This window comes from Streptomyces sp. NPDC029292, assembly GCF_055569295.1.
Genome location: NZ_JBVHXR010000001.1, coordinates 517,631 through 533,050, shown reverse-complemented (window position 1 = coordinate 533,050; position 15,420 = coordinate 517,631). Strand labels below are relative to the sequence as shown.

Below are 15,420 nucleotides of genomic sequence, written 5' to 3'. Positions count from 1 at the left end.
AGACCCCGTGCCGAACGGCTCGCTCTCGCTGCCCGCCCGGCTCTACCTCCTGGCCTGGGACACCGCCGAGCTGAAGGTCACCGGAGCGCCCCATCTCCACCACTTGGTGCGCGCCGGCGCGCTCACCGAACTCGCGCAGCGCGGCCTCCTGACGGACGTGGAGGGCATCGCCACCCCCGTCGACATCGACGCCCGCACGGGGGATGTCGTCCTGGACGGGCTCCTGGAACTCGTCGAGGAGTCCCGGCCGCGGAAGTGGAAGGCATGGGTGACATTGCGGGCGCGCGTCACCCTGGACGCCGTACGCGCGCAGCTCGCGGCGGAGGGATATCTGCGGGCGGAGAAGAAGCGGGTCCTCGGGCTCTTCCCGTCCGTGGAGTACGAGCTGGAGGGGGTGCCCGTCGTCGACGGACTGCGCGCCGAGGCCCGACGGGTGCTGGAGGGGCCGCTGCCCGTCGCGGAGGTCTCCGACCGCGACGCGGCCCTCGTCGCCCTCGCCGCCGCGGCCGAGCTGCGCACCCTCGCAGGGGCCAAGGACCGCAAGCTCCACAAGGACCGCATCGAAGAGCTGACCGAGCGCGGCGGCGCGGCGGCTCCGGCCCTGAAGAAGGTCATCCATGAGGTGCGCACGGCGGTGATCGCGACGGTGACCACAGCATCGGCGGGGGCGGCGACGGGGAGCTGAGGAGGCGACCACACCTCGACGCTTCACCGCGGGAGTACCTGGGCCCTCCCCGACGGTCCCTCGCCTCACGTCTCGCCGCGGGCGTGCGCGGCCCCCCACCAACCGCGAGCATGCTCGTACCCCCTTCTCCTCGAACCGTCGCCCGCCCCTCCCATGTACCTCACGTGAACGTCGATTTTTCGCCAGACTCAACTCCCGCCCACTGCTTGGCTCGTCCCCATGACGAACCCGAGCCACCTCCAGGAAACCGCCCTCGCCTTCCGTGCCCTGCACGTGCCAGGCCGTCCGCTTGTCCTGCCGAACGCCTGGGACACGGCGAGCGCGCGGATCGTCGAGGAGGCGGGGGCGGCCGCCGTGGCGACCACCAGTGCGGGGCTCGCCTGGGATCTGGGTACGGCGGACGGGGACCGGCTCGACAGGGAGCGGGCGCTCGGTGCCGTGGGGCGGATCGCCGCCGCGGTGCGGGTCCCGGTCAGCGCGGACCTCGAGGGCGGTTACGCCGAGGACGCGCGGGGCGTCGCGGACACGATCCGGGCGGTGATCGCGGCGGGCGCGGTCGGCGTGAACATCGAGGACGTGCGGTACGACGGCGCCGCGCCGTTGCGTCCGGTCGCCGAGCAGGCCGAGCGCATCGCGGCGGCCCGCGCGGCAGCGGACGCGGCCGGGGTGCCGCTGTACGTCAACGCCCGCGTCGACACCTACCTGCGGCGCGCGGGCGGGATCGAGGAGACCCTGGAGCGGGCGGCCGCCTTCCTCGCCGCCGGGGCCGACGGTGTCTTCGTCCCCGGAGCCGTCGATCCGGTGACCGTCAAGACTCTCGTCGCGGGCGTCGATGGCCCGCTGAACGTGCTGGTGGGCCCTGGCGCGCCGGCCGTCGCCGAGCTGGCCGCGCTCGGAGTGGCCCGGATCAGCGCGGGTTCGAGCATCGCGCAGGCCGCGCACGCCGTGGTCCGTCGCGCCGCGCGGGAGCTGCTGGGCGCGGGGACCTACGACTCACTGACCGACGGGCTCGACTACACCGAGCTCAACACCCTGATGGACAACAGCCGCTGAGAGCGGGGGCACCGTTCAGCAGGTGCCCCGCATGAGCTCGGCCAGATCGTGGTCCAGGTCCACCTGGAGGTGCTCAAGGCCGACGGGCACCAGCTCCGTGGTGCGCTGCAAGAAGCGCCGCACCTCGCCCGAGCGCACATGCACCACGGCGGTGCCCTCAGGGGCGTGGAACTCCAGAACGGTGCGGTCGAAGCCGTACGGCCGCACCCGTACGTCGCCCCAGCCCACCGACTCCTCCAACCCGGACGCGAGCAGGTCGCGCGCGAACGTCCAGCAGACCTCCACGCCCTCCAGGGTGGCCGGGGCGGGGAAGGTCATACGGACGGCGAAGGGATCGCTTCGGTCGTAGTGGAGCGTTGCGGGAATGCTCGGCATCCGCGGCGCGGCGGCGACGAGGCGGGCCTCTACGGGCTGCTCGATGACGGTGGACAACGCCTTGCTCCCTTGTGACGGCTGAACGAACTCCGGGCGGATGAGGCCGGTCAATTGAAGAGACGAGAAAATGAGCCAATCCGTGCACCTGAGATCCGAGTGACCTCTGTCACCGAGACCATTCACTGTGGTGATCGATTTCACGTCCCGTCGTGCCGGGGATACCGGAGAGGACACCAACCACCGTCTCCGGGTTCCCGGAGAACGCCATCTGGACGGCACCGGGGGAGTGGGCTAGCTTCGCCCGCCATGAGGGGCTTGGGGAAGTCGAGACGTACGAGTCGGATGGTCACCGTGGGACTGTGCGCGGCCGCGCTCGCCGCCGCGCTGACGGCACCCGCGCAGGCACAGGAGGCGGGCGGGTCGCCCCACTGGGAGCTGAAGGACAGCGGCACGGACGGACGGTTCCGCGGGCTGTCGGCCGTCAGCCGGGACACCGCCTGGGTGGCCGGTTCCAAGGGCACCGTGCTGCGCACCACCGACGGCGGCGCGCACTGGCGGAACGTCTCGCCGCCCGGCGGTGCGGAGTTGGAGTTCCGCGACATCGAGGCCTTCGACGCGCGGCGCGCCGTGGTCCTGGCCATCGGCGAGGGCGAGGCCTCCCGCGTCTTCAGGACCGAGGACGGCGGCGCGACCTGGACCGAGTCCTTCCGCAACTCCGACGCGAAGGCCTTCTACGACTGCCTCACCTTCTTCGACCGGCGCCACGGCCTGGCGATGAGCGACCCGGTGGACGGCAAGTTCCGCATCCTGTCGACCAGTGACGGCGGGCGGTCCTGGAAGGTGCTGCCCAGCGACGGAATGCCAGCGGCGCAGGACGGCGAGGCGGGCTTCGCGGCGAGCGGGCAGTGCCTGGTCGGCTCGGGGCCGCGTGATGTGTGGCTGGCCACCGGCGGAGGGGCCCACGCGCGCGTGCTGCACTCCGCGGACCGGGGACTGACCTGGACGGCCGCCGACACACCGATCCCGGCCGGCGACCCGGCGCGCGGCGTCTTCGCCCTCGCCTTCCGCGACCGCACCCACGGCCTCGCCGTCGGCGGCGACTACCGCGCCGACCAGGCCTCACCCCAGGCCGCGGCGCTCACCCCCGACGGCGGCCGCACCTGGACGCCCGCCGACCAGCCCCCGCCCGCCTACCGTTCCGGCGTCACCTGGCTGCCGCACAGCCGCACCGCCGCGCTCGCGGTCGGCCCGACCGGCACCGACCTGACGACGGACGGCGGCCGCACCTGGCGGACCGTGGACACCGGCTCGTACGACACCGTGGACTGCACCCCCGACCTGGCCTGCTGGGCCTCCGGTGAGAAGGGTCGCGTGGCGCGCCTGGAGGGATGACGCGTGCTGTGTATGCCCTGCAGCGGGGTACTCGTTTCGCGCAAGGCAGTGATCCGCGAAAGGGAGTGATCAGCCATGCCACGCGGTGCGAGCCCCAAGCGGGAACGCCAGTACGAACACATCAAGGAGAGCGCACTCGACAGGGGCGAGAGCAGGCAGCGCGCCGAGGAGATCGCCGCGCGCACGGTGAACAAGGAGCGCGCCCGGTCCGGTGAGTCGAAGACGGCCAGCCGTACGTCCATCGAGGACATGTCGTCCGGCAAGCGAGGCGGTCAGCGCTCGCACCAGGGCTCCCAGGGGCCCACTTACGACCAGCTGTACGAGGAGGCCAGGCGGCGCAACATCCACGGCCGTTCGGAGATGAACAAGCAGCAGCTCCAGCGCGCACTCGGCGGCAAGTGAGCACAGACGCCGACCCGAGCGTCCCGGCACCGCTCGATCATGATCACGAGACCTGCCCCTGGCCGTCGGGCCCGCGCCCTGGGCCCTTAGGCTCGTCACCACCATGACGACCGTAAGGATCCCGGCGGGCTGGCCCGCCACCGAAGAGCAAGCCCGCGCCGTGCAGGACGAGTTGCGGGGGCGGGTGGTGCTCGACGAGCCGGGGCCGCGGCCCGGCACCGGCCGGGTGACGGGGGTCGACGTCGCCTACGACGACGAGCGCGACGTGGTCGTGGCCGCGGCCGTGGTGCTCGACGCGGCGACCCTCGACGTCGTGGCGGAGGCCACCGCGGTCGGCCAGGTCTCCTTCCCGTACGTTCCCGGGCTGCTCGCCTTCCGCGAGATCCCGACCGTCCTGGCCGCGCTCGACGCCCTGCCCTGCGCACCCGGCCTCGTCGTCTGCGACGGCTACGGACTGGCCCACCCGCGCCGCTTCGGCCTCGCCAGCCACCTCGGCGTCCTCACCGGGCTCCCCACGATCGGGGTCGCCAAGAACCCGTTCACCTTCTCGTACGAGGAGCCCGGCACCCGGCGCGGCAGCGCGTCCCCGTTGCTCGCGGGCGAGTCCACAGGCGCTGAGGAGGTCGGCCGCGCGCTGCGCACCCAGGACGGCGTCAAGCCGGTGTTCGTGTCGGTCGGCCACCGGGTGAGCCTCGACAACGCCTGCGCGCACACGCTCGCGCTCACCCCGAAGTACCGCCTCCCGGAGTCCACCCGAAGGGCGGACTCCCTCTGCCGACGCGCCCTTCAGGAGGCAACTCCCCGAGGGGCCGGACGCGTTGACTGAGTACGCGGTCTGAGTACCCGTACGGATGTGGCGGCACCGCCGTGATCGGCAGGCTGTGCCGCATGACGACGCACCGTGCCCCGAAGCCCGCCGCCACCCCCGCCCAGTCCACCCAGCCCGTCGAGCGCGCGGTGACGGCCGCCCTGGTCCTCGCCGTGATCGCCGGGCTCGCCTGGATAGGCGGGATGATCTACACAGTCACCGGGTGGTCGATCTGAACTCTCAGAGGTCTGAACTCTCAGAGGTCTGAGAGTTCAGAGGCCCGAGCTCTCAGCGGGAGGCCGCCACCCGGAACGTGATCCCCGCCTTCTGGAGGCGCTGCGTGAGTGCGTCACCCATCGCCACCGCCGTTGTGACCTGCCCGGACGTCTTCGGCAGGTCGTCGAAAGCGAGGGCGAGCGCAGACTCCGCGAGTATCTTGGCGGTCTCGTCGTAGCCCGGGTCACCGCCCGCGACCTCCGTGAAGACGCGGCGTCCGCCGCCCTCGCCCACGAACCGCACCGAGAACCAGCTCTTCGCCCGCCGTGCGGCGCTCGGCCCGTCCCCGGGCTTGACCCGGTCGGACAGCCAGCGGCGCGCGGGCGGCAGTTGGGCCGCCGCGAAGACCGCGCTCACCGCGGCGACCCCACCGAGGGCGACGGGCAGTCGCTCGACGGCGGCGTAGTGGCGGTAGCGGAAGTCGGGCCCGTACCGCTCCAGGACCCGCGCGGACCGCTGCACCACCTGAGCGTCGATGGTGGGCAGCGGCAGCGCCCACGCCCCGACCTCCTTGGCGAACCGCGGCGCGCTCAGCGGCGCCTCGGCCCGCCGTCCCACCAGCCGCGGCTCGTGCCGCTTGCGGTCCCGCGCCGCGGCCAGCATGTGCCGCCCGCGCGCGAACTGGTTGAGCGCCGAGGCGAACGTACCGCCCGAGAACATCGCCTGGGAGCGCACGAATCCGTCGACCCTGAGCGGCACGCCCTCGGGCAGCTGCCGCACCGTGAAGTACGCGCCCAGGTCGTGCGGAACCGAGTCGAAACCGCAGGCGTGCACGAGCCGTGCCCCGGTCTCCCGCGCGCGTGCGTCGTGCCGTACGTACATCAGGTCCACGAACTCGGGCTCACCGGTGAGATCCACATAGTCGGTCCCGGCGTCCGCGCAGGCGGCCACCAGCTCTTCGCCGTACGTGATGTACGGCCCGACGGTCGTGGCCACCACGCGCGCGTGCCGGGCGAGTTCGCGCAAGGAGTCCGGATCGGACACGTCCGCGTGGAGCACGCCGGGGTCACCGGCAAGCCGCTCCCTCAGCCGCTCCAGCTTCTCCGCGCTGCGCCCCGCGATCGCCCACCGCAGCCCCTCGGGCGCGTGCGCGGCGAGATACTCCGCGGTGAGTGCCCCGACGAAGCCGGTGGCTCCGAAGAGCACGATGTCGTACCTGCGATCCGTCCCGTTCATCCTGCTCATGACACTCCCCCACTCTCGGCTGCGCTCGAGCGGGTGGGGCCCCACTGCCGTGCGCGAAGCGCCGTTGTCGGTGGCTGAGGCTAGCGTGAGGTACGAGCAGGCGAACGATGAGGTCGGACGAAGAGGTCGGAGGTAGCCGTGGCCGTGCCGAAGAACGCCCTGAAAAAGTGGGAGAAGGTGCGCGAGTTCGCCCTCGGCCTGCCGGGCGCGGCCGAGGAGTTCCCCTGGGGCGAGGCTGTCGCCAAGGTCAACAAGAAGGTGTTCGTCTTCCTCGGTATGGACGACGGCAGCCATCCGCTCGGCGTCACCCTGAAGCTCAAGGACGAGGCCGCGCACGCGCACGCCCTCACCTCACCGGGCGCCGAGCCCGCCGGATACCGCCTCGGCACGTCCGGCTGGGTGCGCATACCCCTGGCGGAGCGGGGCGCTCCGGCCGCGGAGCTGCTGTGCGACTGGGTCGAGGAGAGCTACCGGACGATCGCGCCGAAGAAGCTGATCGCGGAGCTGGACGAGCGCTGAAACGGCCCGTTCTGGACCGTTTCGCCCTACTCTGTCGACCGGAATTTAACTAAGCGCTTGCTCGTTCAGGGCTTGCCCGACGTGGAACACGTTCTTAACATCGCTGATGTCACATCAGTAGTGTCACAGTGCTGGGGGCTTGATGGCAGTGGCAGGGACGCCAGGGCACGGCCCGCTGTCCGGGGTGCGCGTGGTCGAGCTGGCGGGCATCGGCCCCGGCCCGTTCGCCGCCATGCTCCTCGCCGACCTGGGCGCGGACGTCGTCCGCGTGGACCGGCCCGGCGGCGCCGGGCTCGCGATCAACCCGGAGTACGACATCACCAACCGCAACAAGCGGTCGGTGGTGATCGACCTGAAGGCCGAGGACGGGCCGTCCCGCGTCCTCGACCTGGTCGAGCGCGCGGACATCCTCATCGAGGGCTACCGACCCGGTGTCGCCGAGCGCCTCGGCGTCGGCCCCGAGACCTGTCACGCCCGCAACCCCAAGCTGGTCTACGGGCGGATGACCGGCTGGGGCCAGGAAGGCCCGCTCGCCCAGCGCGCCGGGCACGACATCGCCTACATCGCCCTGACCGGCACCCTCGGCATGATCGGCAGGCCGGACGAGCCGCCGACCGTCCCCGCCAACCTCGTCGGGGACTACGCGGGCGGCTCGCTGTATCTCGTCGTCGGCGTCCTCGCCGCGCTCCACCACGCGCGCGCGACCGGCGCCGGACAGGTCGTGGACGCGGCCATCGTCGACGGCGCCGCGCACCTCGCCGCGATGATCCACGGCATGCTCGCCGCCGGCGGCTGGCAGGACCGGCGCGGCGCCAACCTTCTGGACGGCGGCTGCCCGTACTACGGGACCTATGAGACGGCCGACGGGCAGTACATGGCGGTGGGCGCCCTGGAGCGGCAGTTCTACGAAGAGTTCTGCGAGCTGCTCGGCATCGAGGAACTGTCTTCCGCCCGCAAGGACCTGGCCCGATGGGGCGAGCTGCGCGAGACCGTCGCCGCCCGCTTCAAGACCCGTACGAGAGACGAGTGGACCGCGGTCTTCGAGGGCTCCGACGCGTGCGTGGCACCGGTCCTGTCGCTCCGCGAGGCCCCCGCTCACCCGCATCTCGCCGCCCGCGGCACCTTCGTCGACCACGGCGGCATCACCCAGCCGGCCCCCGCGCCCCGCTTCTCCGCCACCCACACCACCGTCCGCGGCGGTCCCGCCCAGCCGGGCGCCGACACCGAGGCCGTGGCCCGCGACTGGGGCGTACCCCGACTGATGAAGGACGACGACTGATGGAGCTCTCCCTCCCGCTCGACTACGCGGGCGACCCCCGGCAGGCCGCCGACGACGTGGCCGCCCTGGAGTCCGCGGGCCTGGACGCCGTCTGGGTCGCCGAGGCCTACGGCTTCGACTCGCCCACGATCATGGGCTACTTGTCCGCCCGCACCGAGCGCATGAAGATCGGCGCCGCGATCCTCAACGTCTACTCGCGCACGCCCGCGCTGATCGCGCAGACGGCCGCCGGGCTCGACGCGATCTCCGGAGGCCGCGCCATCATCGGCCTCGGCGCCTCCGGCCCGCAGGTCGTCGAGGGCTGGCACGGGAAGCCGTACGACAAGCCGCTGGGCCGGACCCGCGAGGCCATCGAGCTGACCCGCCGTATCCTGCGCCGCGAGGTCATCGACCACCACGGCATCACGGACATGCCCCGCCCCGGCGGCCTGGGCAAGCCCCTGAAGATCCTCACCAAACCCGTACGCCCCGAAGTGCCCCTGTACGTCGCCTCGCTCGGCCCCGCCAACGTCCGCATGACCGCCGAACTCGCCGACGGCTGGCTGCCCACCCTCTTCATCCCGGAGAAGGCCCACCAGGTGTGGGGCACGCCCCTGGCGGAGGGCGCCGCACGCCGGGACCCGGCCCTCGGCCCGCTCCGGACCGTCGCGGGCGGGCTGCTCGCCATCGGCGAGGACGCGGCGGCGGTACGGGACCTCGCCCGCCCCAAAATCGCCCTCTACGTAGGCGGCATGGGCGCGCCCGGCAAGAACTTCTACAACGACCTCGCGGTGGCGTACGGCTACGAGAAGGAAGCCCGGCTCATCCAGGAGCTGTACCTCTCCGGGAGGAAGAAGGAGGCCGAGGCCGCCGTACCGGACGAGTTCTGCGAGCTCATGTCGCTGTGCGGGCCGGAGAGCTACGTCCGCGAGCGCGTCGAGGCCTTCCGGGAGGCCGGGGTCACGATGCTCAACGTCATTCCCGTCGGCCCGGAACCGGCCAGGCTGATCGAAACCGTCAAGGGCTGGCTCTAGAAAGGCGTTTCCGCATGAACTGCAGGAGGGCGTTTCCCGCATGAAGCGGCAGATCTTCACCGCCGAGCACGACGCGTTCCGCGAGACCGTGCGCACCTTCCTCGCCAAGGAGGTGCTGCCCCACTACGAGCAGTGGGAGAAGGACGGCATCGTCTCCCGCGACGCCTGGCGGGCGGCCGGGAAGCAGGGGCTGCTCGGGCTCGCCGTGCCCGAGGCGTACGGAGGCGGAGGCGACACCGACTTCCGCTACAGCGCCGTACTCGCCGAGGAGTTCACGCGTGCGGGGGCCGCCGGACTCGCGCTGGGGCTGCACAACGACATCATCGGGCCGTATCTGACCGGCCTGGGCACCGAGGAGCAGAAGCGGCGCTGGCTGCCCGGCTTCTGCGACGGTTCGCTGATCACGGCGATCGCGATGACCGAACCCGGCGCCGGATCCGACCTCCAGGGCATCAAGACGCACGCCGAGGACCAGGGCGACCACTGGCTGCTCAACGGCTCCAAGACCTTCATCTCGAACGGCATCCTCGCCGACCTCGTGATCGTCGTGGCGAAGACGACTCCTGAAGGCGGTGCTCACGGGCTCTCCCTGCTCGTCGTCGAGCGGGGCATGGCGGGCTTCGAGCGAGGCCGCAACCTCGACAAGATCGGCCAGAAGGCCCAGGACACGGCCGAGTTGTTCTTCAACGACGTACGCGTCCCCAAGGAGAACCTGCTCGGCGAGCTGAACGGCGCCTTCGTCCACCTGATGACGAACCTCGCTCAGGAGCGCATGGGCATCGCCGTCGCCGGGATCGCGGCCGCCGAGTACCTGCTGGAGATCACCACCGAGTACGTCAAGGAGCGCGAGGCCTTCGGACGGCCGCTCTCCAAGCTCCAGCACATCCGCTTCGAGATAGCCGAGATGGCCACCGAGTGCGCCGTCACCCGCACGTTCCTCGACCGCTGCATCGTCGATCACTCGAACGGGGGACTCGACGCGGTGCACGCCTCGATGGCCAAGTGGTGGGCCACCGAACTGCAGAAACGGGTCGCGGACCGCTGCCTCCAACTGCACGGCGGCTACGGCTACATGACGGAGTACCGCGTCGCCAGGGCCTTCACCGACGGACGTATCCAGACCATCTACGGCGGGACCACCGAGATCATGAAGGAGATCATCGGCCGTTCCCTGCTCGGCTGACCCTCCCAGCCCCGCACAGCCCTCCCAGCCCTCTTGAAAGGCTTACCAGTGAGCACCGAAGCGTACGTGTACGACGCGATCCGCACCCCGCGCGGCCGCGGCAAGGCGAACGGCGCCCTGCACGGCACCAAGCCCATCGACCTGGTCGTCGGGCTCATCCACGAGGTCCGGCGCCGCTTCCCGGGCCTCGACCCGGCCGCGATCGACGACATCGTGCTCGGCGTCGTGGGTCCGGTCGGCGACCAGGGCTCCGACATCGCCCGCATCGCCGCGATCGCCGCCGGCCTCCCGGACACGGTGGCCGGCGTCCAGGAGAACCGCTTCTGTGCCTCGGGTCTGGAAGCCGTCAACATGGCGGCGATGAAGGTCCGTTCGGGCTGGGAGGACCTGGTGCTCGCGGGCGGCGTCGAGTCGATGTCGCGCGTGCCGATGGCCTCGGACGGCGGCGCCTGGTTCGCCGACCCGATGACCAACCTGGACACCAATTTCGTACCGCAGGGCATCGGCGCCGACCTCATCGCCACGATCGAGGGCTTCTCGCGGCGTGACGTGGACGAGTACGCGGCGCTGTCCCAGGAGCGCGCTGCCGCCGCCTGGAAGGACGGGCGTTTCGAGAAGTCCGTCGTCCCCGTGAAGGACCGCAGCGGCCTCGTCGTCCTCGACCACGACGAGCACATCCGCCCCGGCACCACCGCCGACTCGCTCGGCAAGCTGAAGCCGTCGTTCGCCGACATCGGCGAACTCGGCGGCTTCGACGCCGTGGCCCTGCAGAAGTACCACTGGGTCGAGGAGATCGACCACGTCCACCACGCGGGCAACTCCTCCGGCATCGTGGACGGCGCGTCGCTGGTGGCGATCGGCTCGAAGGAGGTCGGCGAACGCTACGGCCTCACCCCGCGCGCGCGGATCGTCTCCGCCGCCGTCTCCGGATCCGAGCCCACCATCATGCTCACCGGGCCCGCGCCCGCGACCCGCAAGGCGCTCGCCAAGGCCGGGCTGACCATCGACGACATCGACCTCGTCGAGATCAACGAGGCCTTCGCGGCCGTCGTCCTGCGCTTCGTGAAGGACATGGGCCTGTCCCTGGACAAGGTCAACGTCAACGGCGGCGCCATCGCGCTGGGCCACCCGCTCGGCGCCACCGGCGCGATGATCCTCGGCTCCCTCATCGACGAACTGGAGCGCCAGGACAAGCGCTACGGCCTCGCCACGCTGTGCGTGGGCGGCGGCATGGGCATCGCGACCATCATCGAGCGCCTGTAACTCCCCAGCGGACCCCAGACTTCCACGGCTTAAACGGCTTCTACGGAGACCCTCCTCATGACCGAGAGCACCACCATCCGCTGGGAACAGGACGAGACCGGCGTCGTCACCCTCGTCCTCGACGACCCCAACCAGTCCGCCAACACCATGAACCAGGCCTTCAAGGACTCGATCGCGGCGATCGCCGAGCGCGCCGAGGCCGAGAAGGACTCCATCCGCGGCATCATCTACACCTCCGCCAAGAAGACCTTCTTCGCGGGCGGCGACCTCAAGGACATGATCCAGGCCGGTCCGGAGAACGCCCAGCAGGCCTTCGACACCGGCACGGCCATCAAGTCCTCGCTGCGCCGCATCGAGACGCTGGGCAAGCCGGTCGTCGCCGCCATCAACGGCGCGGCGCTCGGCGGCGGTTACGAGATCGCCCTCGCCTCCCACCACCGGATCGCGCTCGACGCGCCCGGCTCCAAGATCGGCCTGCCCGAGGTCACCCTCGGCCTGCTCCCGGCGGGCGGTGGCGTCACCCGCACGGTCCGCCTCATGGGCATCACGGACGCCCTCCTGAAGGTGCTGCTCCAGGGCACCCAGTACGCGCCGCAGCGCGCCCTGGAGAACGGCCTGGTCCACGAAGTGGCCGCCACGCCCGAGGAGATGCTCGCCAAGGCCCGCGCCTTCATCGACGCCAACCCCGAGTCCCAGCAGCCCTGGGACAAGCCCGGCTACAAGATCCCGGGCGGTACGCCGTCGAACCCGAAGTTCGCCGCCAACCTGCCCGCCTTCCCGGCCAACCTGCGGAAGCAGCTCAACGGAGCGCCCTACCCGGCCCCGCGCAACATCATGGCGGCCGCCGTCGAGGGCTCCCAGGTCGACTTCGAGACCGCGCTGATCATCGAGGCGCGCTACTTCACCGAGCTGGTCACCGGGCAGACCGCCAAGAACATGATCCAGGCGTTCTTCTTCGACCTCCAGGCCGTCAACTCCGGCGCCAACCGCCCCAAGGGCATCGAACCGCGCCCGGTCCGCAAGGTCGCCGTCCTCGGCGCCGGGATGATGGGCGCGGGCATCGCCTACTCGTGCGCCCGCGCGGGCATCGACGTCGTCCTCAAGGACGTGTCGGCGGAGGCGGCGGCCAAGGGCAAGGCCTACTCCGAGAAGCTCTGCGCGAAGGCCGTCTCCAGGGGCCGTACGACCCAGGAGAAGGCGGACGCCCTGCTGGCCCGCATCACGCCGACCGCCGACCCGAACGAACTCGCCGGCTGCGACGCCGTGATCGAGGCCGTCTTCGAGGACACCTCGCTCAAGCACAAGGTGTTCCAGGAGATCCAGAACGTCGTCGAGCCGGACGCGCTGCTGTGCTCCAACACCTCGACCCTGCCGATCACCGTCCTCGCCGAGGGCGTGGAGCGGCAGAACGACTTCATCGGGCTGCACTTCTTCTCGCCGGTCGACAAGATGCCGCTCGTCGAGATCATCAAGGGCGAGCGCACCGGCGACGAGGCGCTGGCGCGCGCCTTCGACCTCGTACGCCAGATCAAGAAGACCCCGATCGTCGTCAACGACTCGCGCGGCTTCTTCACCTCCCGTGTCATCGGGCACTTCATCAACGAGGGCGTCGCGATGGTCGGCGAGGGCATCGAGCCCGCCTCGGTCGAGCAGGCCGCCGCCCAGGCGGGCTACCCGGCCAAGGTCCTGTCCCTCATGGACGAGCTGACGCTCACCCTGCCGCGCAAGATCCGCAAGGAGTCGAAGCAGGCCGTCGAGGACGCGGGCGGCACCTGGCAGACGCACCCGGCCGAGGCGGTCATCGACCGCATGGTCGACGAGTTCGGCCGTACGGGCCGCAGCGGCGGCGCGGGCTTCTACGAGTACGGCGAGGACGGCAAGCGCGCCAAGCTGTGGCCGGGGCTGCGCGAGCACTTCACCAAGCCGGGCTACGAGATCCCCTTCAAGGACATGCAGGAGCGGATGCTCTTCTCCGAGGCGCTGGACACCGTCCGGCTCGTGGAGGAAGGCGTGCTGACGTCGGTCGCCGACGCCAACATCGGGTCCATCTTCGGGATCGGCTTCCCGGGCTGGACCGGTGGCGTCCTGCAGTACATCAATGGGTACGACGGTGGGCTGCCCGGATTCGTGGCGCGCGCGCGTGAGCTCGCCGAGCGCTACGGGGAGCGGTTCACGCCGCCGGCGCTGCTCGTCGAAAAGGCGGAGAAGGGCGAGAAGTTCAGCGACAAGTAGGGCGAGGGGTGCATCCTCGCGCCACGTGTCGCTGAGTGGTATGCGGGGCTTGCTCCGCGGGGGCGGGCACCGGACGCTGACCCGCGAACCGGTACTCGCCCCCACCGAGGAGCTCCCATGGGTCGCCGCCCCGCCCTCGCCCTGCTGGACATCCTGTGCGGCGAGGGCGTGGACCGCGTCTTCGGCAACCCCGGCACCACCGAACTGCCGTTCCTGGCCGCCCTCATGGATGCCGAGGACGCACCCGAGTACGTCCTCGGCATCCACGAGGGTGCCGTCGTCTCCATGGCCGACGGATACGCCCGCGCCACCGGCCGCCCCGCCTTCGTCAGCCTGCACATCGCGGCCGGGCTCGCCAACGGGCTCATCGGCCTCCTCAACGCCCGCCGCTCACGCACCCCGTTGGTGGTGATGGCGGGCCAGCAGGACCGCCGCCATCTCCAGCAGGACCCCATGCTGTCGGGTGACCTGATCGGACTCGCCGCGCCCGCCGTGAAAGCCACGTTCGACGTCCAGCACGCCCGTGACCTGCCCCTGGCCGTGCGGCGCGCCTTCGCCCTCGCCGTACGTCCGCCCGCGGGGCCGGTGTTCCTCTCCGTCCCCATGGACCTGCTCACCGAGGACACCGAGGTCGACGTCCCGGCACGCACGCCAACACCGCGCACAGGAGCGGCCCTTGGCCTGGAACGCGCAGCCGTCCTGCTCGGTGCCGCCGCCCGTCCCGTGATCGTCGCCGGGGACGGCGTGGGCCGCGACAACGCTGTCCCCGCACTCGTGCGCGCCGCCGAGACCTGCGGCGCGCCCGTCCATCACCAACCGATGAGCGATTGCCTGAACTTCCCGACCACGCACCCCCTGTACGCGGGCATGCTGCCGCCGCGCCACGAGGCGATCCGCGACGCGCTGACGCCGTACGACACCGTCCTGATCGCCGGGGCGCATGCCTTCACCCCGCACCACTACAGCCCGGGTCCCGCCCTGCCGCCCGGTATCACCGTCGTCCAGCTCGACTCCGACCCGGACGAGATCGGCCGCAACTTCCCCGCCGGACTCGGGCTGGTCGGCGGGATCGCCCCGTCGCTCGACCGGCTCGCCGAGCTGCTGCGCGAGCGGGTGCCCGCGCACACCGCGAAGGCCAGGATGCTGCGCGCGGGCGAGCGGCACACGGCCGAGCGCAACCGCGCCGAGGCCGCCGCCCGTGCGGCGTACTCCCCGGCGCCGCTCGCGCCCTGGGCGGCGGCCCACGCCGTGGCGCGCGGACTGCCACCGGACGCCGCGGTCGTCGAAGAGGCCATCACCGTGGGCCTGTTGCTGCGGCGGCTCGTCCGCCTGGACCGGCCCGGCAGCTATACGCACACCGTCGGGGGCGGCCTCGGCTGGGGGATCGGGGCCGCCGTCGGCCGTGCGCTCGCCGAGCCGGGGCGGCCGGTGGTCGCCGTCCTCGGTGACGGGTGTGCGCTGTTCGGACTCCAGGGACTGTGGAGCGCGGCGCGCAGTGCGGCGCCGGTGCTGTTCGTGGTGATGAGCAACGGCGCGTACCGCACACTTCAGGACACCTACGAGGCGATGGGAGGCCACGGGCCCTGTCCCGGGACCGAGTTGGGCGCACTGGACTTCACGCAGGCGGCGCGTTTCTTCGGGATCGACGCGGTGCGAGCGTCGAGTGCGGACCATGTGCGCGAACTCGTTTCCGGGGCGGGTGAGTTGACCCGCCCGATGCTGGTCGACGTACCCCTACGGTAGGCGGCCGCCGAC

General features: G+C 71.4%; 15 protein-coding genes. 13 read left to right on the top strand and 2 right to left on the bottom strand.

Features of this window, described 5'->3' with window-relative positions; translation table 11 throughout:
- Positions 1–7: 7 nt before the first annotated feature.
- Positions 8–685, top strand: a complete 678-nt coding sequence (locus ACZ4WS_RS02465; protein ID WP_467976400.1) for a GOLPH3/VPS74 family protein — start codon at positions 8–10, stop codon at positions 683–685.
- Positions 686–904: 219 nt separating this feature from the next.
- Positions 905–1,738 carry an isocitrate lyase/PEP mutase family protein gene (locus ACZ4WS_RS02460; RefSeq protein WP_467976399.1) on the top strand — a complete coding sequence of 278 codons (834 nt, stop codon included), beginning with the start codon at positions 905–907 and terminating at the stop codon, positions 1,736–1,738.
- A gap of 15 nt (positions 1,739–1,753) precedes the next feature.
- Here the strand turns inward: ACZ4WS_RS02460 and ssgD are convergent, their stop codons facing one another.
- A complete protein-coding gene (ssgD, locus tag ACZ4WS_RS02455; protein ID WP_467976397.1) occupies positions 1,754–2,170 on the bottom strand; it encodes a spore wall synthesis regulator SsgD in 417 nt (138 codons plus the stop codon).
- A gap of 249 nt (positions 2,171–2,419) precedes the next feature.
- Between ssgD and ACZ4WS_RS02450 the strand changes: the two genes are divergently transcribed.
- From ACZ4WS_RS02450 to mmpA, 4 genes are all read left to right on the top strand, one after another.
- The gene (locus ACZ4WS_RS02450) at positions 2,420–3,505 is read left to right on the top strand and encodes a WD40/YVTN/BNR-like repeat-containing protein (protein ID WP_467976395.1); all 1,086 of its coding nucleotides are present in this window, start codon (positions 2,420–2,422) and stop codon (positions 3,503–3,505) included.
- Positions 3,506–3,580: 75 nt separating this feature from the next.
- Complete coding sequence (locus ACZ4WS_RS02445) at positions 3,581–3,907, top strand: plasmid stabilization protein (protein WP_467976393.1); 327 nt, start codon at positions 3,581–3,583, stop codon at positions 3,905–3,907.
- Positions 3,908–4,010: 103 nt separating this feature from the next.
- Positions 4,011–4,733 (top strand): endonuclease V, encoded by a 723-nt coding sequence (locus ACZ4WS_RS02440; RefSeq protein WP_467976392.1) that lies wholly within the window; start codon positions 4,011–4,013, stop codon positions 4,731–4,733.
- 62 nt (positions 4,734–4,795) lie between these two features.
- Positions 4,796–4,951 (top strand): morphogenic membrane protein MmpA, encoded by a 156-nt coding sequence (gene mmpA, locus ACZ4WS_RS02435; protein WP_467976391.1) that lies wholly within the window; start codon positions 4,796–4,798, stop codon positions 4,949–4,951.
- A gap of 52 nt (positions 4,952–5,003) precedes the next feature.
- Here mmpA and ACZ4WS_RS02430 read toward each other — a convergent pair whose 3' ends face one another.
- Complete coding sequence (locus ACZ4WS_RS02430) at positions 5,004–6,176, bottom strand: saccharopine dehydrogenase family protein (RefSeq protein WP_467976390.1); 1,173 nt, start codon at positions 6,174–6,176, stop codon at positions 5,004–5,006.
- A 138-nt stretch (positions 6,177–6,314) separates the two neighbouring features.
- Here ACZ4WS_RS02430 and ACZ4WS_RS02425 point away from each other — a divergent pair, with 138 nt between their 5' ends.
- The 7 genes from ACZ4WS_RS02425 (at position 6,315) to ACZ4WS_RS02395 (ending at position 15,408) form a co-directional block, all read left to right on the top strand.
- Positions 6,315–6,695 carry an MmcQ/YjbR family DNA-binding protein gene (locus ACZ4WS_RS02425; protein WP_467976389.1) on the top strand — a complete coding sequence of 127 codons (381 nt, stop codon included), beginning with the start codon at positions 6,315–6,317 and terminating at the stop codon, positions 6,693–6,695.
- A 142-nt stretch (positions 6,696–6,837) separates the two neighbouring features.
- The gene (locus ACZ4WS_RS02420; RefSeq protein ID WP_467976388.1) at positions 6,838–7,974 is read left to right on the top strand and encodes a CaiB/BaiF CoA transferase family protein; all 1,137 of its coding nucleotides are present in this window, start codon (positions 6,838–6,840) and stop codon (positions 7,972–7,974) included.
- Positions 7,974–8,987 (top strand): LLM class F420-dependent oxidoreductase, encoded by a 1,014-nt coding sequence (locus ACZ4WS_RS02415; RefSeq protein ID WP_467976386.1) that lies wholly within the window; start codon positions 7,974–7,976, stop codon positions 8,985–8,987. The genes ACZ4WS_RS02420 and ACZ4WS_RS02415 overlap by 1 nt, the downstream gene beginning before the upstream one ends.
- Before the next feature lie 40 nt (positions 8,988–9,027).
- Positions 9,028–10,170 (top strand): acyl-CoA dehydrogenase family protein, encoded by a 1,143-nt coding sequence (locus ACZ4WS_RS02410; protein ID WP_467976385.1) that lies wholly within the window; start codon positions 9,028–9,030, stop codon positions 10,168–10,170.
- Positions 10,171–10,218: 48 nt separating this feature from the next.
- Positions 10,219–11,433 (top strand): acetyl-CoA C-acetyltransferase, encoded by a 1,215-nt coding sequence (locus ACZ4WS_RS02405; RefSeq protein WP_467976384.1) that lies wholly within the window; start codon positions 10,219–10,221, stop codon positions 11,431–11,433.
- Positions 11,434–11,490: 57 nt separating this feature from the next.
- Positions 11,491–13,665, top strand: a complete 2,175-nt coding sequence (locus tag ACZ4WS_RS02400) for a 3-hydroxyacyl-CoA dehydrogenase NAD-binding domain-containing protein (RefSeq protein WP_467976383.1) — start codon at positions 11,491–11,493, stop codon at positions 13,663–13,665.
- A 117-nt stretch (positions 13,666–13,782) separates the two neighbouring features.
- Complete coding sequence (locus ACZ4WS_RS02395) at positions 13,783–15,408, top strand: thiamine pyrophosphate-binding protein (protein ID WP_467976381.1); 1,626 nt, start codon at positions 13,783–13,785, stop codon at positions 15,406–15,408.
- Positions 15,409–15,420: the final 12 nt, after the last annotated feature.